This is a genomic window from Shewanella sp. (genome assembly GCF_048265805.1).
GTDB lineage: Bacteria > Pseudomonadota > Gammaproteobacteria > Enterobacterales > Shewanellaceae > Shewanella.
The window spans coordinates 49,326-68,408 of record NZ_JBLXAT010000009.1; the positions used below are offsets into that span (position 1 = coordinate 49,326).

Sequence of the window (19,083 nt, forward strand, 5' to 3'; positions counted from 1 at the left end):
GGCAAGCGGTGTGACGCTGGCGTGCCTCGCTAATCGTTACTGTGCCATCGCGCGCTACTCGTTCAAGCTGAGTCACTGGTACATATAAAAACGCCCACAATTCGATGTGGGCGTTTTTGTTAGGTGACTACCAGCGAGGCTTAGTGGCAGATACTACCAGTCACTACACCTGCTTGGCCGCTACCTTGGCCGATAAAACCAAACTCGACGCTTTGTCCCGGTTTAATGACGCGGTTCCATTCGAGGTTGGTGGCGGTGTAAGGGCTTTGACCGCTCAACAGGGCACTCCAGTTACTGGTGATGCTACTGTTGTCGTTAAACGCCCACGCGACTTGCCAACCACGAATGTCACTGTTGCCGGTGTTGGTGATGGTTACCGCACCTTGGAAGCCGCCCTGCCAGCTATTGGTTAGCTGATATTGGCACTGGGCTGTTGGCTCGTCAGCGTTACCGTCTGTTGGTGGTGTGACCGGTGCAACTTGGCAAATATCCCCCGTCACGTTGGTGTCTTCACCGTCGCCTTGACCGATAAAGCCGACTTCAATCGCCTGACCTGGCGCGATATCTTGGTTCCAACTCAGGTTGCTAGCGGTGTAGGGGCCGCTGCCACTCAGTTGACCATTCCATGCGCTGCTGACGCTATCGCCATTGCTATAACCCCACTGTACCTGCCAACCTTTGATGGTGTCTTCAGATTGGTTAGTAATGCGGATCATCCCTTGGAAGCCATTTTGCCAGCGATTAGTGATCACATGCTCGCACAGTGCTGGTGCTTGTTGATTGATCAGTTTTAGCGAGGCTAATACTGGGTCATGGTCAGACATGCGGAATGCATCGGCAGCATAGTAATCCAGCTGTTGCTGGGCCGACTTGTTGGCGATGGTGTAATCCAAAATGGTGGGTTCGTCGGCATTAATATGCCAATCGGTTGCATCAACCGCAGTTTGTGCCAGTGCTGGCGATACCAACATGTGGTCCATATAACCGACTAAACCATCGTATTGATAAGAGTAGCCAGTCGCACCGTGGAACTGGTTGATCAGGTCAACAAAGCCACCTTCAATCAAGGTGGTGACTGGATCTTCTTTAGCATAGCTATTGAGATCGCCAATGATCACCTTGTTGTTTTGCTGGCTTAACGTCGCATCGCTGGCAAACCACTGCAGTAACGCTTGGGCTTGTTTCACGCGGGTGGCGTTAAAGCAGCTTTGACCATCGTTTTGGTCCGCATCGGCGCCAGAGGCATTGCTACAACGTTTCGATTTGAAGTGGTTAACCACTACGGTGAATCGCTCAGTGCTGCCTGCAAGTTGGAAGGTTTGCGCCATCGGTGGACGGTTAAACACGCTATCCATGTTGAGTTGCACGTTGCCAACTGTGGTCAGTTTGGCGGGACGGTACAACATCCCCACCGTGATCGCATCGGTGCCGACGCTGCCATTTGCGTTAACAAAGGCGTAGCTGTTATCGCCTAAGGTGGTGTTAACGCGTTTGACCAGATCGGCAATGGCGCTGTTGTCATCAAAGCCATCGTTTTCAATCTCCATCAGACCGATAACATCAGCATTGCTGGCCACAATTGCCGCCACGGTTTTAGCCACTTGGCGCTCGTATTCTACTGCCGTGTTGGCTCCGCGTGACGTTGGGAACCCCGCGCCTTTACCGTCACCGTTGAACAGGTTAAGCACGTTCATGCTGGCAACAGTCACATCACCTACCGCTAAGGCGGGTTGTGCTGGACGAGGATTACTGGCAACAAACTGCGGCTCTTGGGTTGGGATCAAACGATAGGCATCAAAGCTATAGTCAATCACGCCGACCAAACCACTGACCTTATCGCCAGTACGCAGGCTATTGCTGGCAGAAAAGCCACCATTTGGATAGCGTTGAGTGCTTGGATAGGTTTGGCTATTACCATCATCTAACACCAACTGATCCAACGCGTTGGCTTGCGCCAGAGCATTAGCTGCTGTTGAGCCTGGGCGATACAGGTTGGTTGGGGTAAACAGGCGTTTGCTCGACAGGGTGACTTCGCCGTATTGGCCCAGTGAGCTGTTGTCAGTCACCAGTAGTTCACCATCGATACTGACCAACATGCCTTCTACTTGTTCCATCGCTGCCGCTGAGCTCAATGGCAGTTTGATGGCAACTGGTGTAACGCTACCAGTACCGCAACTACGGTACTCATCACTTAAGGTGATTTCGGTTTTTTCATAGTATTCAGACACGCTACCCAGCAGGCGTACCACACTGCCTACCGCTGGCATAGGTTGATTGCGGTTGTAGATATATACCGCTTCGGAGGTGGCATCGTTGTGGTCGCTGTGCTCAGCTTCTTCCTGCAAGAAGAACGCATTTGCGCCAGCATTAACCGCAGTGACTACCCCTTCAACAACCACAGTTTGACCTACCAGAGTTGAGGCCGCACCACTGCCTTGTACGGCACTGATGAGGGTGGCGGGGTCACTGCACTGACCCAGTGCCACTGGTGCTGGAGTTACTGGACCGGTATCACCGCCAGTGTCGCCACCGTCACCAGTTCCTGCGCCATTATCACCGCTGTCATCACATTGGGCGTCGCCATAGACTTGGCTAATCCACTCTGGATGGTCGATATATGGGTTACGGTTGCCTTGGTATTGATAGATGGCGTTGTTACGTTTGATTTCAAAACTATCGACAGGATCGGCTTTAGCCCATGCCAGCAGACGACACAAACGGCCTAACCTTGGTTCGCTGGTGCTGGTGAGGCGATCCACGAGTTGCAGATCTGGCGTAATATCGCCATTACCTTCGTAGCGAGTATCCATATACATCAGCATACGTGCCACATCGCCTTTGACCGCGTCGCGTGGCTCGAACGAATCACTGTCGATACGGTTTTGCGGATCTTCTGCCAGCGGATTATCGCTGTCGTCAAAATCTAAGTTGCCGCGTGAGGCGTTGATCGAGATATCTGCTGGGCGCAGGTGGTTGATGTCGGTATAGGCTTCATTGCTTTGGTCGCTAAAGCCATGACTCTTCGCCCAGACGTGCTCGCGGTTCCAGTTATCAGGATCGCTACTTTGTGAGCCTGAGCCGTTAAGCTGCTTCGACATCGAACGGCCGCTATATAGCAAAATAACGTTGTTGGCATTTTCGGGATCTTCATCGGTATGGGTTAGCGCTGTCCACACTTGGCTGTAGGTCAGCACGCGTTGCCCATGACTGATGGCACTGTTGATCGCCGTTTTGAGGGTGGCTGCATCGGCGCCACTGTCTGCTGCCGCTAACGCTGCACTGTAGTAACTGGCGTCGTTAAAGCTGGCAGGATCGGCGACGGGATCAATCTCGCCGCAGTTAAAGCATGGTGCGCCACTTGAGCCGCCGCCGTTGTCACTGCCGCCATCTGAGCCACCGCCGTTGTCGCTGCCGCCTCCGTTGTCACTGCCGCCATCTGAGCCGCCGCCGTTGTTGCTACCACCGTCAGAGCCGCCGCCGTTATCACTGCCGTCACCACCAGTGCCGCCGCCGTTATCACCCGAACCGCTATCATTGTCAGAACCGTCATCACTTTCTTCGCCATAGACGAAGCTTTGCAGCGGATAAGGTACGGTAGCGCTACTGTTGCTGCCTTGGTTGTCTAGCGCGTTAATGCCGCTAAAACTCCAATGGCTTAGATTAAAGTTGGTGCCATCCGCCGTGGTTGCGCTGAGGCGATGGGCCCAACCGTCAAGATACTCCCACGGTTGGCCAGTACCATCAACGCCTTGTTCACCAAAGCTGTCAACCAGCGTACCATCACAATACAGCTCCACTCGGTCGTCACCGTTGATGGTGCCAGAGCTGATCACTAAGTCAGGATTAAAGCCAAAAAATGCATTGAATCCTGCAGTTTCTGAAGCAACGTATAAAAAGCTACCCGCGGTAACAGGGGTTGCGGCAAAGGCGCCGCGTTGTCCTTGGGAGGTACCGCCGTTAAAGGCATATCCTATGCCGCAGCGACTTGCGTCACTGATATCGTTAACGACATATACTTCAACTGCTTTGGGAACTCCTCCCGATAATGGGCCATCTACCACACCTGTGATAACCATATCTGCGGAGAAGGCGGAAGCAGAAACAAGCACAGCCGATAGCTGTAGTGCCAGATTAATTTTCATTCTACCCTCAGTCTTAAATAGCCATATCCATGGCGTCATGTTTTGTGTCATTGGGGAATATGTCGCCATATTCCCGCTGGTATTCTAATCAAAAACCAATACAAATTGGTTACATAATTGTCACATGAGATAAATAGTCTGCTTGTGTTGAATTATTGTTATTTATTTGGTGTTTTTATGTGGTTTCAGTGCGTATGGCATGCGCAAGCTGAATGCCAACACCGTGCGCGCGATTTATTCACGTCGCGCTTAGTTAATGTTGTGAACGCGCTGGTGATTATCGCTCCCCAGATAACGGGCGCATTCTAATAGATAATTGGGACGAACTGATGACAGGGATTGCTAATGCTTAGCTATTGAAAAATTTTTTGTGCGGAATTAATCGCAAAGTGCTGATAAAAAGTGCAAGCAAGGATAAATCAGGTGTTTTGTATTATATTGATAAATATAGATTTATTAATATATCTGCTAACTTATTTTTTAGTTTGTTTTTATTTAAGATAATGATTTTAAATAAATAAAATAAATCGTAGTTATTATTGTTTTTATATTTAGGCTAAAATTCTATCATGCTGATATTTAATACAATTTGATTTTATGGAATAACAGTTTTAAACCGTAAACGGCCATGCGGTTGACATATTTAACCGAGTAAATAAATCGATAATTCGCTATATGTGCTATTCACATCAGCGAATTCGCCGCTGATGGTACGGTTGGGCGGCCTCCCTAGTATTTTGGCTGCGGCTGGCGCAAAGTAGTGGCGGAATTACTGAGAATAGTTAGAGGGAAGCCAGAATGGATTTACAGCTCAAAGGTAAAACGGTGATGGTTGCCGCCGCGAGTAAAGGCATGGGTTACGCGATTGCATTGCAGTGTGCTCGCGAGGGCGCCAATGTTTCAATGGCGAGTCGCGATCAGCAGGCGATCACAACGGCGGCGGCAGCAATTGCCGCAGCAACCGGAGCGAAAGTTCAAGGGTATCAATTTGATGCTGCCAATGCCGAAAGTATTGACCAGTGGGTGGCCGCGACACTCAATGATTTTGGTAACGTGTCTGGACTGGTGGTCAATGCTGGTGGGCCGCCAAGTGGCGACTTTATCGATTTTACCGATGCGGATTGGCAAGCGGCGTTTGAACTCACGTTAATGAGTGCTGTGCGGTTAATTCGAGCTGTATTACCGTCAATGCAAGCGGCTGGCGCAGGTTCGGTGCTGACGATTACCTCTTCTTCGGTAAAGGAACCCATCGATATTTTGCTGCTGTCCAACGTGATGCGCTCTGGTGTGACCGCATTAGTCAAAAGCTTATCGCAGGCGTATGCCGGACAAAATATTCGGTTCAACAACTTACTGCCGGGCTTAATTGATACAGATCGGCTAACCACGCTGAACCAAAAACGAGCGGAGGCGTTGGCCATTTCAAGCGATGAAGTGCGGCAGCAGCAGGAAGCGCAACTGCCGATGGGGCGTTACGGGCAACCGCAAGAGTTTGCTAATGCGGCGGTGTTTTTACTGTCGCAAGCGGCCAGTTATATCACTGGTACAACACTGGCCGTCGACGGCGGCAAAATGAAAACCGTCTGGTAAATGCTGAATTACCACCAACGCTGGAGTGCCGAATGTTGGCAGATATGCTGCAGTTCGGCCTCCGTTAAATACTCGGGAGTGTGCTGTTCTAGCAACTCTAGGTCATCACTACAGCCGCAGTTTTGTACCAAAAAGTCGATCACCACGGCGCGCAGAGCTGATTGTGGCGTAGCGTCTTTGCTGGCAAGTAATTGAATAATTTGCGTCATCACCTCGGCTTGTTGCTGCCAACACAGCTCTTCATCCGCCTGCATGACATCATCAGCCCACAACCGATATTGCAGTGCTAATCGATGAAATGGATGGGTGACGGACGGCGCACCAAGTTGCTCGATGAGCGCGTTAATATCAGTCGCCAGTACGATGGGCTGTTGTAACTGTTCACTCACCGCGTAAATACTGCTGTCTTGCCATGCGAGATAACATAGACCGACGGCTTGTGATGGCAACTGTAGCTGCCCAATCAGCAGTTGCTGATCAGCATGCTGCAGTCGCGCTTGAGTGCTCGGATAAATGTTTAGCTGCTGATCATCACTGATGTAGCCCTGCTTAAACTCGGTGAGATAGGAACTACAACTAAAATTTTCGATCAGGTATTTGCCAGCTATTGGCGTGTTGGTCATACGACATCCTTTCGATTACCACATTAGAGAGATTGCCCAAGCTGATGTTTTTGCCGCTAGCCGTACGGCATTTGTTCTGGGTTGGCAGATTATCTCACCAACAGCGTTTGTCACCAAATAAGCGATGCAACGGGCATATGCCACATACTTGGGGGCGAAATACGGTGGAGTGCTTTCACGGGCGTTGCTAACAGGCTAGCGACTAACCGCCACTATGATGTGCAGTGTTTTGTGCACTATCTCCCCCGTATTACTTAAGCCAGTTTCTTCATGCTGCCAGTGTTGTTCAATGGCAAAGCCATATTGTTGCAGCAGCCGTTGCGCTTGCTGAGCATCATAGAGGGTAAAGTCATGGGCGGTAAACGGTAATTGCTGCATAAAGCTGCGGTCACCAAAGGCAAAACAACATTTAGCGCCTGCTGTTAGCACCCGTCTAAATTCCGCTAGATAGCGTGACAACGGCTGCCAGAAGTAAATCACATGTACTGCCAGCAACTTGGTAAAGCTGTTGCTAGCAAACGGCAGGTTAGCGGCATCGGCTTGCACAAATTTGGCCGCGCCTTGGCGGATCAATTCATGGTTCAACTGCTGAGCTGCCGTTACCATCGCCGCTGACCAATCAACACCGGTGTAATGGAGAGGGTTCGCGCCAGCGCAAATCTGCGCGGTAAATGCGCCATTGCCTGGGCCGATTTCGAGCACGCTATCGTGGTCACTAAGCTGCAATAGTGCAATACAACGTAGGTTGAGAGATTCATTGGCTTGATTCATATTGTTGCCAATGGTGGTGGCATCGTCGCCATGGGGGCAGCGCAACTGCTGCCCTAAGGTGTTTGCTGGGGTCATAGTGAGTCCTGTCTATTTACATTACAAGGAGGCGTATTCACTCACTCTGCGCCTGAATTGGCCAGCCACTGTGTTACTCAATCACACGAATTTTATTATTAAGGCTAGGGTGCTCCTAGCTGTGGCCTATGATGCCTGATTTGACGCATAAGCCAATGCATTTTTGTGGTGACACTAGGTAAATCCGCGATAGTATGATGGCATGCTAATGCTGGACGGGAGATGGCTTGAGTGAAGCTTGCGATTCTACAGACAGATGTATTACACCCTGAGTTTCTCGAACAATACCAAGGTTATGGGATGATGTTTCAGCAGATGTTTGCTGAGGCAAATGTCGCGTTAGAAACTGAGATTTTTAGTGTGATTGATGGTGTGTATCCCGATGATCCTACGGCATATGATGCCATGTTAATTACCGGTTCAAAGGCAGATGCTTTCAGTACTGAACCTTGGATTGTCAGGTTAACAAGTTACATCCAACAACAGTTCAATGCCGGACAAAAGTTGTTGGGTATCTGTTTTGGTCACCAACTATTGGCGCATAGTTTGGGGGGCCGAGTGCAGCGTGCTGATGCAGGTTGGGGCGTGGGCATTATGCATTATCGGTGGTGCTCGACGCCAAGCTGGTTACAGAGCCCTGCCCATGATGTGAGCTTATTGTGTAGTCACCGTGACCAAGTCGTAGCATTGCCGCCGCATGCCACACTGCTTGCCAGTAATGATTTTTGCCCGAATGCTGCATTCTACATCGACCAGCGGGTGTTGGGCTTTCAAGCGCACCCAGAATTCACGAAAGCTTATGCCGAGGCACTGTTGCGTAAGCGCTGGCACGATATTGGCGAAGATAAAGCCGCTACTGCCTTGGTCAGTTACCAGCAGCCGCATCAAGGCCGTTTTGTGGCAGAGATGATGGCGCGTTTTATGGCCGCAGAAGCATGAGCGCCCGCCGTTAGCGTCAAACGTTACGGATAATAAAAAGGCCAAGCAATCGCTTGGCCTTGATGTTTGTGGCGTCACCTTCCTTGAATCAGCTTTGCTGGTCCGCCGCGCGGTAGTGATCTTGCATCGTGTATGAGCGCGCATACAGGGCAAACACTAATGCCGCCAGCAGTGCAAATCCGGCGAAGAAGAACATCTGGAACGCGGTAACACTGATCCCCGTTTCGGCAATTTTGGCGGTCACCGCTTCATGCTTCACACTGGCATTAGCCAGCAGCACCCACAAGTTACCGATGGTTACTGACAAGGTCCAAAAACTCATGATCGAACCTTTCATCGATTTTGGTGCTTGGCTATAAGCAAACTCTAAGCCAGTGGCCGATACCAATACTTCACCAAACGTCAGCAGTGCATACGGCAGCACTTGCCAAGTGATCGACATGACACTGCCGCCATCCATCATCAACTGAATCGTACCAATCACAATCCACGCCAGACCAGAGAAGGCGATACCCGCGCCCATGCGACGCAACGCCGTGACTTGCATCCCGGCCTTTTGCAACATCGGATACAGCACAAAGTTGTTAAATGGGATCAGCAGCATCACTAACAGTGGGTTTAGCGCTTGCATCATGGCGGGCTCAAACCAATCAGGTTTTGCCATGTCGTTGGCTTGCAAAATCCAGGTTGACGCTTTTTGATCAAACAGCGACCAAAACGGCGTGACCAAAGCAAACAAGATCAGAATACGAAAGACCGAGTTTACCCCCGCAACGGCCTCTGCAGGATGGCTACTTAGCGCGCGTTGCAGCTGCATCGATGCGCCGGTACCCACAAAGCCCATGATCAACACCAAGGCCAGACACAGCGCGGTGACTAAACCAAGAACGGCAATTTGCGATAACGCGATCACCGCTAACACTATGCCGACAATACTCAGCAGCAAACCTTTGTTCGCTTTGCCTGGCTCTGGGGTCAAAATCGCACTCTTGATCACCGGTATAAAACCATGTGGATCTCGCGCTTGCGGCTCGATATGGACATAACGCTTGCGGCCATACCAGAAGAAGATGGTGGCAATCAGCATCAGTAAGCCAGGAATACCAAAGGCGATTGATGGCCCCCAGAACTTGAGGATTAATGGCATCGATAGTGATGCGAAAAATGACCCAAAGTTGATGGTGAAATAGAACATATCGAAGGCTTTTTGCGCCAGCGATTTATTGCTCTGATCAAACTGATCGCCCATAAACGATGACACCAACGGCTTAATACCGCCGGAGCCAAGCGCAATCAAAAATAGTCCCGAATAGAAGCCAGTTTTACTGGTTTCAAAAATGGCGAGAAAGGCATGACCAATCACATAAACAATACTGAGCCACAAAATAGTGTGGTACTTGCCAAAGAAACGATCCGCGATCCAACCGCCCAACAGTGGGAAGAAATAGACACCAATAACAAACGAGTGAAATACATCTTTGGCTTCGCCTTGGCGCAGATCTTCCGGCACCGAAAGCAGCAGGGCGGTCATTAAAAACGGGGTGAGAATATTACGCATGCCATAGAAGCTGAAGCGCTCGCAGGCTTCGCTGGCGATAATAAACGGGATCTGGCGTGGCCAGCGTCCGGCAGAGGTCGTTGCCATGGTTATCCTTGTACTGTTGTTATCGTGGGCCAGCAGTAACTGCTGGCTGCTGTAGATTGATTACCGCTCCATCCTAAGAGGTTATGCGACAAACTGCATCTATGATGTTTAACACTTGTGTTACAGATGTTGTCTGGTCGCGGCAATTTGGGGCGCTATTGTTCAGCAACAGTGTGAATTTAGGCTTAACTTGTCAGCGGATGACGCCCAATCTAGCGGTTCAAGTACGCACTTTGGCCTTCTTGCCACGATTACATTCAAAGCAGAGGATCTGCAGATTGTTAGTATCTAATGCAAGTTCGGGGTATTTTGACCGCGGTAGAATGTGGTCAACCTCGAGCGCAATATTGTGTTCAGCACGGGTTTTATTACACAAGGCGCAACGGTGTTCGCGGGAGGCAAGCACCTCTTCACGCACGCTTAACCATGCGGGGGAAAGGTAAAAGTTGGTTTTGTTGCTGGGAGCAAACTCCGCCAGTTGCTCTGGATGTTCGTAAACTTGGTGGCCATCAACGGGTGAGAAAAAGCTGGCCTTTTTATCGCTAACGTCAGCGTGTTTGACCAGCCATTGATAGATACCGCGCCGTGCGCGATCTTCGCTTTGATATTTGCGGGTAGTGCGGCTATTGGTTAGCCGCAATGTTACTTCAATGGTCATATGCTGCCCTTAATCATCAACGGCAGACGTATGACCGCGTAGTTTATTTTCTACGTTTTTTCGGACGACTGCTGCCTTTACTATTTTTACTTGGACGGAAGTTAAGTACCGCTTCTAAAGCCGCTTGGTAAGTCATCGCGGCGTAGGTGCCTTTTGGGCCATCACGATATAGCAAACGCTGTTTGCCGAGACGCACTTCTAATGTCTTGCCCATCTGCCGATAGTGCATGGCAGGGCTAAAACGGATCAAGGTTTGATTGAGCACTTTGCCACTTTTGTCGCGGCGTTGTGACAAAATTCCTTTACTACCGATGATTTCCCATTGAGTGGTTTTCAGCATCTGCAAGGTATTCCACAGCATTTTGCTCAAAAACAACCACAGCGCAAAAGCAATGACCAACGCCACCGACACGTACCATGTGCGCCAGTCGCCAATAAAGCTAACGATGATTGCCGCAAGCAGCACCCAGACAACCGCCATAATGCTGCTGATGATTGCCGTTTGTTTAAAGTTGGCTTCGATAAGATCTTTAGGGTTACGGCCGGGGCGAAATAGGATATCGCCGAGAGATTGCACCAGCTGATGCTCATTCAGAGTTGATTTAAGTTGCATAGTCATTCTTATGTAGTTGTGAAAATAGGCGTCTGGTAATCCGTTAATAATGTGGTTAGCTCTGGTTACCTTGGCGGATAACGGTAACGGTAGCTTGAGTGTCGACGCAATATGTTGAGCACAATTTTAGGCTCAGCTAGGGGCTGTTTATCTTTAGTGTTTAATTTTTATTCAAATTAAACGCGTTATGAACGAGGCGAGACCTGCGATGCTTAGTCAACTAAGCAAGCTGGGCGCAACAAAGTTCAGGCGGCGTTTAAATGAACCCTTCGGGCAGCGACAGCGCGCAATTTATTCAGCGTTAGGCGCTGTTTGTGGAGAATAACTACACAGCACAGCACATCACCTGCCTTGCCTAAATCACGCGCTGCCTGCTGCAAAAACAACCAGTAAAGATAAACAACCCCTGGGTAGCAATTGGGGATTCATTGAGAAAAATTCAAGGGGAAGCTGTTTAGTCACCTGAGCTATTGTGATCTAAGTAACTTGGGGCGGTGAATGCTAATGGGACAATGGGCGTCTGAGATAAAGCCAAACCGGTGGTGTGGCTGTGCAACATGCCGTCGCCGTGAGCGGTTAAATCTTCGCAAGGCTTGGTCAGCGCGGGTATAGGCATAAAAACACGAAATTTCACAAATAAATCATTCAGCGGTGCCAGTATCTTTCGCTATACTGTTCGCACAATAAGACTATTGTTCTTAATTCAACCTGTATATGAAAAAGTTACTTTTAGCCATGATGGCAGCGGTGGCAATCTGCGCTAGCAGCGGCATTGCTTACGCCAAGGACAGTAAACAACAACCTACTGTGGTGATGATCTCTATTGATGGTTTCCGTTGGGATTACATTGAAAAACATCACGCCACTAATCTTGCAGCCATTGCCCAGCATGGTGTGCGTGCTGAGCAGATGCGGCCGCAATACCCCACTAAAACTTTTCCTAATCACATCACCTTAGCAACTGGGTTATATCCCACCCATCACGGTATCGTCGATAACGACTTTTGTGATAAAGAGCGGCAGCAGTGCTACAAAATGGGCATGGGGCTGAAGGACTCAACTTGGCTGAGTGGAACACCGCTGTGGAACCTCGCCGAGATGAATGGCGTTAAAGCCGCTACTTATTTTTGGCCTGAGTCAGATGCTCGTATCAACGGCATGACGCCTTCTTATTACTATCATTACTCCAAGCAGGCCGATTACCACGCCCGTATTGAGCAGATCCTTAACTGGTTGAAGATGCCAGCAAAAGCGCGGCCACACTTTATCATGGGTTACTTTTCGGCTGTGGATACCGCGGGTCACCTCTATGGCCCTGATGCAGCAGAGACTTATCAAGCCGTACAGCGTGTCGATGTGTTGATTGGTGAACTGCGCCAGCGGATGCAGAAGGAATTGAAGTATCCGGTGAATTTGATTGTGGTTGCCGATCACGGCATGGCAACCATCAATGCTGAAGACGGCATCGACTACCGTAAGTTGCCAATCGATGAGCAAAAATTCCAGATCGTTAACGTAGAAACGCGCTTGCTTATTTACGCCAAACCCACCACCTCGGCTAGTGATGTTGATAAGCTACGTCACCAACTCAGTGAGGCTGCGCATGGTCGTTATCGCGTGGTTGATGATGCCTATCTAGCCGAGCGCCACTACACTGATAGTCCGCGCATTGCCGATATTATTGCGGAAGTCACCGCCCCGGCATATTTCACCGATAAAGCGCTCACAGAACGCACTCATCACGGTGCGCACGGTTTTAGTTACACCAAAGATATGGGCGCGTTGTTTGTGGCGGAAGGGCCAGCATTCAAAAAAGGCGTGATGTTAGCACCGTTTGATAATGTGGATGTGTATCCCACGGTTGCTCATATTTTAGGCTTGCCATTACAAACGCCAGTTGATGGCTCTATTAACTCTCTGCTGCCAGCGTTGGTAAAATAACCTAACATTATCAGTAGATTATTTTGAGTTCGTTTTGAGGAAACTATGAAAGCAGTTAAGTTCTTTCTGCCGCTGGCCCTGCTAGCCACCACCGTACATGCTGAAGCGCCAGTAAACCATGCCACCATGGAATTGGTGGCACAAAACACCCAAAGCGTGGTGTGGATGCAAAATGCCGGTGAGTATCGCGCCCTGTGTTATCAAGCATATAACACGACCAAAATGGCGTTCGATTTAGCCAAAAGCCAGCATAAAGGTAAGTTGGCGGTGATGGTTGATCTGGATGAAACCATGGTCGATAACTCTCCATATGCCGCATGGCAAATTCTGCATCATGAAGGTTTTACCGACCAAGGTTGGGATGCGTGGGTCAACAGCGTGCAAACCCCGGCATTACCCGGTGCGGTTGAATTGGCTAACTACGTAACAGAGCAGGGCGGCACCATGTTTTATGTGTCTAACCGTTCAGAACGTACTTTTGCCGCAACCAAAGAAAACCTGCAAAAGTTGGGCTTTCCTAATGTCACCGACTTTACCCTGCGTTTGAAAAAAGACACCTCAAACAAAGCGCCGCGTCTGCAAACCATTAAAGATGATGGCTATGAAGTTGTCGTGTTTATGGGGGATAACCTGAACGATTTTCCTGAGTTGAATACCTATCATCAGCTTAACCAAGATCGCAACGCCATTGCTGACGCGAATAAAGCGGCGTTTGGCCACAAGTTTATTCTGTTGCCAAATCCATCTTACGGTGACTGGGAGCCGGGTTTAACCAAAGGCTATTACCAGTTGAATGATGCCGATAAAGTGCGTGTGCGTGAGCAAAGCCTTAAACCTTGGCAGCAAAAATAAGTGACTCCGCTCCGGCTATGATTACCTTCGCGCCATAACTTGTTTCGCTTACGGTTAACTGGCGTAAACCATGGTAGATAGTGCGAGAATGGCACCCATTAAAAACCCCGATAATTCCTCGGGGTTTTTAATGGATAAAGTACAAGCTGGCATTTATTTATCGAGTGGCGTCAGTGCCACGGATAACCACACCAGTCGGTGATCCGACGAAGCGCTGCGATCTTTAATCAAACGATACAGTGGGCTTGCTTTCTCGGGCCAGAACACACCACCATCAAGCACTTGCATACCCGCTTTCGATGGCAACACGTAATCTGCCCGCTCTTTCCAAGACGCAGTATAGGTTTTGGATTCTTCCAGATTGGGTACGTATTCGGCCCCGCCTTGGCTCATTGGCACAAAACTGCCATTTACCAGTGGATGATCAATCAGCTGTCTTACCGCGCCGCTTTGGTCCGCAGTGGCGTGTGGTGCTGAGTTCATATCACCGAGTAATACAAAACGTGCATCTTGCACAAAACCGCCTTGGTGTCCTTGGTCATCAACGATATAAGCCGCAGTTGAACCACCAGTCAAATAATCGGCCCACAGGCGGATTTCATCATGATTGCGTTTGCCGTTGCGATCTTCTGGGCCATCAAATACTGGTGGTGTTGGATGCGCGGCTAATACGTGCAACCACTCACCATCCACATTCACAGGAATGTCCCAATGTGCTTTGGAAGATAGGCGCAGCGCCTGCCACTGCTCGGTGTTATACCACGGCTCATTGGTGGCTGGATCAATAGGTTGCTGCGCATTTGGCATGGCTGACCATTTCAGTTGTTGGAAGGTACGGATGTGTTCATCGTCAATCGGGTAACGTGACAACACCACCATACCGTACTGGCCTGGATAAAAGCCGAAGCCCCACGCATCACCACCTACACCTGAAGCAACGCCATCGTGGTCTAAATCATACGGCGAAGGCACACCGGTGTTTACTGGGCCTATGTGAAAATAGGGATAGTCAATCGGTTCTGCGCCATTTTGTGATTGATTTAAATAGCGCTGAATAAATGCCTTCACGCCTTTGTCAGCATCGGCGATGTAGTCAAATTCATTCAATAGCACAATATCTGGGCGTACACGCTGCAGAATCTCCGCGATATTGCGTATCTGCTGATTGTCATCATTTTGTAACAAAATTTGTAATTTGTCGGCAGATGGGGTTTTTTGACCTTTCTCAAGGTAATTACTGCCTTCCATACTGACATTGAAGGTGGCGATTTTTAATTGTTTCTGAGTTGCTGCAAAAGTATTCATGCCAATAAAAGGTAATAAAAACAGTAAAGTAAATTTCAGGGACGTTAACCGAGACGGTTTCATGGGGGAGCCTCATCGAAAGATCGAACAGCAATTGTGCGTAAGAAAAATTTTCCGCTCAAAAATGCAACAGTTGTGTGTATGATTACGGAGTGTTAAACAAAAGTGTAACGCTTTTGTGGTATAACACGCCCTCGTTGGCCGGAAGTACCCTTGGCCTTCGGAGGTTTAGTTACGAACGTAACGGTTTACGTAACAAACATCAATATAAAAACTCAGGGGATCAAATGATGATTCAGGGATTTACCAAAAGCCGTTTAGCCTTGGCACTGACACTTGCCATTGGCGCATCTTCAATGGCCTACGCAGCTGACACTACGTCTTCTATGCGTGGCACAATCGTTGGCCCACAAGGCCAACCTGCTCCAAACACTAAAATTACACTGATCCACCAACCATCAGGTACTGTAACTGAAGTTACTACCAACGAAGCTGGCGCATTCAGTGCATCAGGTCTGCGTGTGGGCGGTCCTTATCAGATCATTATCGATTCTGATACCTATCAAGATACTGTAGAAAGCGATGTTTTCCTGCAGTTGGGCAAAACTTTCCGTTTGAATGAGCAATTGCAAGTTGCTGGTGATGTAGAACGTATCACTGTGACTGGTAGCCAAATGGCTTACTCATCAAATGCCGGTAGCTCAAGCACTTTCGGTGCTGACGCTATCACTAAAGCGCCTTCATTCAACCGTGACCTGAAAGACATTCTGCGTCAAAACCCGTTGGCTACCTCTTTGGGTGGTGCTGACAACGAGTTTTCAGTCGCGGGTTCGAATCCTCGTTTCAACAGCATCAGTGTGGATGGTGTTGGCCTGAACGATGACTTCGGTCTGAACGGTAACGGTTATCCAACTCAACGTTCTCCAGTTTCTCTGGACGCCGTTGAGCAGATTTCTATCGACGTTAACCCATTTGATGCCAAATATGGTGGCTTCAGTGGCGCTCGTATTAACGCGGTAACTAAATCTGGTACTAACGAATTCCACGGCGGTGCTTTCTACGAGAAGACTTCTGATAGCTGGTCTGGCGACTACGACAGCTACAACAGCAGCACTGGTAACATGGAAAGTACTGACGTTACAGGTGTGAAAAGCGATACCTATGGTGTTCACTTAGGTGGCCCATTGATCAAGGACAAACTGTTCTTCTTCGCTAACTACGAAAACTGGGAAAAACCAACTGCTGCTGAGTATGGCCCAGCAGGCGCTGGTGCTTCACGTGACGCTGGCTTCACCGAAGAACAGCTGGAACGTGTACGTACTGCAGCCCGTGACCGTTACGGTATCGATGATATCGGTGGCTGGCAAGGTAACCCTAAAGAGAAAGATGAAAAGATTCTGGTTAAATTAGACTGGAACATCAACGATCTGCATCGTGCATCTTTCACTTATAACAGCGATGAAAGTAACTCTGTACGTGGTCCAAGCGACAGCCGTAACAACTTGAACTTGACTACCAACTGGTACAACTACCAACAAGATATGGATGCGTATGCATTCCACTTCTATTCTGATTGGACATCTGACTTCTCTACTGAATTGGCAGTAGCTTACAAAGACGTTAAGTCAGTATCTGGTGTTGCGACTCGCGCATACGGTGAAGTTAACGTTGATAACGATAACACCGTTAACGATCAGGGCCGTGATAATCAAGGCCAAGGCGTAGTATTTGGTCCTGATGAATACCGTCATGCTAACTTCCTCGAAACCAAAACTTGGAGTGTTAACCTTGACGGTGAATATCTGACTGGTGACCACAAAATCGGTTTCGGTTTAGGTTGGGAACGTCTTGATATCTTCAACGTGTACGTTAACCCATCTTTGGGTAAATGGACCTTTGACAGCATCGAAGACTTTGAAGCTGGTATTGGTGAAGTTCGTTACTCTAACGCGCCAAGCAACAACACCGATGATGGTGCTGCAGCATTGGTTATGGGCACTTACTCTGCATACGTTCAAGACGAATGGGCGCTGACTGATTCTATCGATTTGACCTACGGTGTGCGCTATGAGCGTACCTTTGCAAACGATACCCCAGAGCTGAACCCTAACTTTGTTGATCGTTATGGTTTCTCTAACCAAGAAAACTTGGATGGCACTGATATCTTCTTGCCACGTGTTGGTTTGACTTGGTACGCAACTGACGCGTTAACTGTTCGTGCTGGTGCTGGTCGTTTCTCTGGCGGTAAACCAAATGTTTGGATTGCTAACTCATTCAGTAAGCAAGGTCAAAACTTTGATAGCGTAACACAAAACCTGACTGATTTGACTTCATTGGCATTGCCACAAAGTGCAATGGATGAAATGGCATCTAAAAACCCAGACGGTGAAACAGATGCAATCGATCCAAACTTTGATATCCCATCAGAATGGCGTTATAGCATCGGCTACGACTATGTATTTGATATCCCATATTTGGGTGACCAATGGACTTGGTCTTCACAATACATCTATACCCAGAAAGAAGATTCACTGGCATGGCGTGAACTGAATCGTCAACCTAGCGGTGATTATACTTCTGATGGTCGTATCATCTATGAACCAGTTGACGCTACTTCAGAAGATCATTATGACATTCTGTTGACTAACGCTGAGCGTGACGGCCACTCAAACATCATTACTACTAGCTTGAACAAAAGCTGGGAAAGCGGTGTTAACTTGACGATGTCTTATGCATATCAAGATGTGACTGACGGTAATACTGGTACTAGTTCACAAGCGGCTTCTAACTATAAATATGACGTAGTTGCTAACCGTAACGTGGATTACTTGGGTACTGGTAACTATGAAATTGAACACAGCTTCAAAGTTAACTTGGGCTATAGCGTTCAATTGTTCTCTGGTTACGATACCAACTTCAACCTGATGTTTGAACGTCGTTCGGGCAAGCCTTATGGCTGGATCATGAACACTTATCATGAACAAGGTTTGGGGGATCAATACTATATGTCTGGTTACAGTGCATATACTCCATATATCCCAACTGGTGCAGATGATCCTAACGTTGCTTATGCCGACGGTATGACATATGAAAGCTTCATGAACGATTACGTTCGTCCAGCAGGTTTGGAAAAATATGCCGGTGGTTATGTACCTAAGAACGCTAGCCGTAAACCTTGGGTAACGACTCTGGACTTCTCGTTCCAACAAGAAATCCCTGGTTTCATGGAAGGTCACAAAGGTACTCTGTACTTCACCATCCAAAACTTGGCTAACCTGTTGAACAAGAAATGGGGTCATGTATACGACGTATCTGGTGGTTTCAACAAAGAATTTGCTCAGGCAGCTTGGGACGAGGATACAGGTATGTTGACCTATTCTCCAAACTCCCGCGCGGATTTGGGACCAGAAGCTTCAACTGACCCATTCTTCGAGTTGGATTCAGACCAATCAGTTTGGTACCTGAAAGTTGGTGTTAAATACACCTTCTAATTTCAGCTAACTAAGCTTATAAAAACCCGGCCTCGTGTCGGGTTTTTCTCATTTTTGCGCCAGTCAAAAATCGGGTTCCATGTGTGGGGCTTGTACACTTCTTTCTAGCTAATCAGATGATTCACTCTGTCAATCTTGCACTAAACCGTTGCTGACGTTCATTCACTGCCACTTCCCCTTCCCCTAGCTGCACAATTTTGAGCTGGTTTGCTTTACTGTGTATAATCGCCCGCCCGAATCTTGATGTTGCTTGTGTTAGCACAAGTGGCGTACAGCTCACCATACAGGTAGATAACGCGTGAAATTGCCACAACCATTAGATCATTATCGCCGTTTTAGCATTGCACCGATGCTGGATGGGACGGATTTAGCCATTTTATAGGTGGTTCATAATGATGTGGATCAGATATGGTTCCTTCAGAATTACATGGATCATAT

13 protein-coding genes are annotated in these 19,083 nt (G+C 48.5%); 5 read left to right on the forward strand and 8 right to left on the reverse strand.

Annotation, left to right across the window (positions count from 1 at the left end; genetic code table 11):
* Positions 1 to 140 precede the first annotated feature (140 nt).
* The gene (locus ACN0TT_RS08255) at positions 141 to 4,142 is read right to left on the reverse strand and encodes an ExeM/NucH family extracellular endonuclease (RefSeq protein ID WP_417761672.1); all 4,002 of its coding nucleotides are present in this window, start codon (positions 4,140 to 4,142) and stop codon (positions 141 to 143) included.
* A 798-nt stretch (positions 4,143 to 4,940) separates the two neighbouring features.
* On the opposite strand from ACN0TT_RS08255, the gene ACN0TT_RS08260 reads away from it, so the two are divergent.
* Positions 4,941 to 5,732, forward strand: coding sequence for an SDR family oxidoreductase (locus ACN0TT_RS08260; RefSeq protein WP_417761673.1), 792 nt, complete (start codon positions 4,941 to 4,943; stop codon positions 5,730 to 5,732).
* Positions 5,733 to 5,740: 8 nt separating this feature from the next.
* Here ACN0TT_RS08260 and ACN0TT_RS08265 read toward each other — a convergent pair whose 3' ends face one another.
* Positions 5,741 to 6,355 carry a hypothetical protein gene (locus ACN0TT_RS08265; protein ID WP_417761674.1) on the reverse strand — a complete coding sequence of 205 codons (615 nt, stop codon included), beginning with the start codon at positions 6,353 to 6,355 and terminating at the stop codon, positions 5,741 to 5,743.
* Between the two features lie 195 nt (positions 6,356 to 6,550).
* Complete coding sequence (locus ACN0TT_RS08270) at positions 6,551 to 7,201, reverse strand: class I SAM-dependent methyltransferase (protein WP_417761675.1); 651 nt, start codon at positions 7,199 to 7,201, stop codon at positions 6,551 to 6,553.
* Positions 7,202 to 7,432: 231 nt separating this feature from the next.
* Between ACN0TT_RS08270 and ACN0TT_RS08275 the strand changes: the two genes are divergently transcribed.
* A complete protein-coding gene (locus ACN0TT_RS08275) occupies positions 7,433 to 8,140 on the forward strand; it encodes a glutamine amidotransferase-related protein (protein ID WP_417761676.1) in 708 nt (235 codons plus the stop codon).
* Positions 8,141 to 8,228: 88 nt separating this feature from the next.
* On the opposite strand, the gene ACN0TT_RS08280 is transcribed toward ACN0TT_RS08275, so the two are convergent.
* From ACN0TT_RS08280 to ACN0TT_RS08295, 4 genes are all read right to left on the reverse strand, one after another.
* On the reverse strand, positions 8,229 to 9,785 hold the full coding sequence (locus ACN0TT_RS08280; RefSeq protein WP_417761677.1) for an oligopeptide:H+ symporter: 1,557 nt from the start codon (positions 9,783 to 9,785) through the stop codon (positions 8,229 to 8,231).
* 220 nt (positions 9,786 to 10,005) lie between these two features.
* Complete coding sequence (locus ACN0TT_RS08285; RefSeq protein WP_417761678.1) at positions 10,006 to 10,443, reverse strand: HNH endonuclease; 438 nt, start codon at positions 10,441 to 10,443, stop codon at positions 10,006 to 10,008.
* A 43-nt stretch (positions 10,444 to 10,486) separates the two neighbouring features.
* On the reverse strand, positions 10,487 to 11,056 hold the full coding sequence (locus tag ACN0TT_RS08290) for a hypothetical protein (RefSeq protein WP_417761679.1): 570 nt from the start codon (positions 11,054 to 11,056) through the stop codon (positions 10,487 to 10,489).
* 454 nt (positions 11,057 to 11,510) lie between these two features.
* The gene (locus tag ACN0TT_RS08295; protein WP_417761680.1) at positions 11,511 to 11,690 is read right to left on the reverse strand and encodes a hypothetical protein; all 180 of its coding nucleotides are present in this window, start codon (positions 11,688 to 11,690) and stop codon (positions 11,511 to 11,513) included.
* 80 nt (positions 11,691 to 11,770) lie between these two features.
* On the opposite strand from ACN0TT_RS08295, the gene ACN0TT_RS08300 reads away from it, so the two are divergent.
* Both ACN0TT_RS08300 and ACN0TT_RS08305 read left to right on the forward strand, forming a co-directional pair.
* A complete protein-coding gene (locus tag ACN0TT_RS08300; RefSeq protein WP_417761681.1) occupies positions 11,771 to 12,997 on the forward strand; it encodes an ectonucleotide pyrophosphatase/phosphodiesterase in 1,227 nt (408 codons plus the stop codon).
* Between the two features lie 45 nt (positions 12,998 to 13,042).
* The gene (locus ACN0TT_RS08305; protein WP_417761682.1) at positions 13,043 to 13,849 is read left to right on the forward strand and encodes a 5'-nucleotidase, lipoprotein e(P4) family; all 807 of its coding nucleotides are present in this window, start codon (positions 13,043 to 13,045) and stop codon (positions 13,847 to 13,849) included.
* A 153-nt stretch (positions 13,850 to 14,002) separates the two neighbouring features.
* Here ACN0TT_RS08305 and ACN0TT_RS08310 read toward each other — a convergent pair whose 3' ends face one another.
* Positions 14,003 to 15,217 carry an endonuclease/exonuclease/phosphatase family protein gene (locus ACN0TT_RS08310; RefSeq protein ID WP_417761683.1) on the reverse strand — a complete coding sequence of 405 codons (1,215 nt, stop codon included), beginning with the start codon at positions 15,215 to 15,217 and terminating at the stop codon, positions 14,003 to 14,005.
* 224 nt (positions 15,218 to 15,441) lie between these two features.
* Between ACN0TT_RS08310 and ACN0TT_RS08315 the strand changes: the two genes are divergently transcribed.
* A complete protein-coding gene (locus ACN0TT_RS08315) occupies positions 15,442 to 18,645 on the forward strand; it encodes a TonB-dependent receptor (RefSeq protein ID WP_417761684.1) in 3,204 nt (1,067 codons plus the stop codon).
* The last annotated feature ends 438 nt before the right edge of the window (positions 18,646 to 19,083 follow it).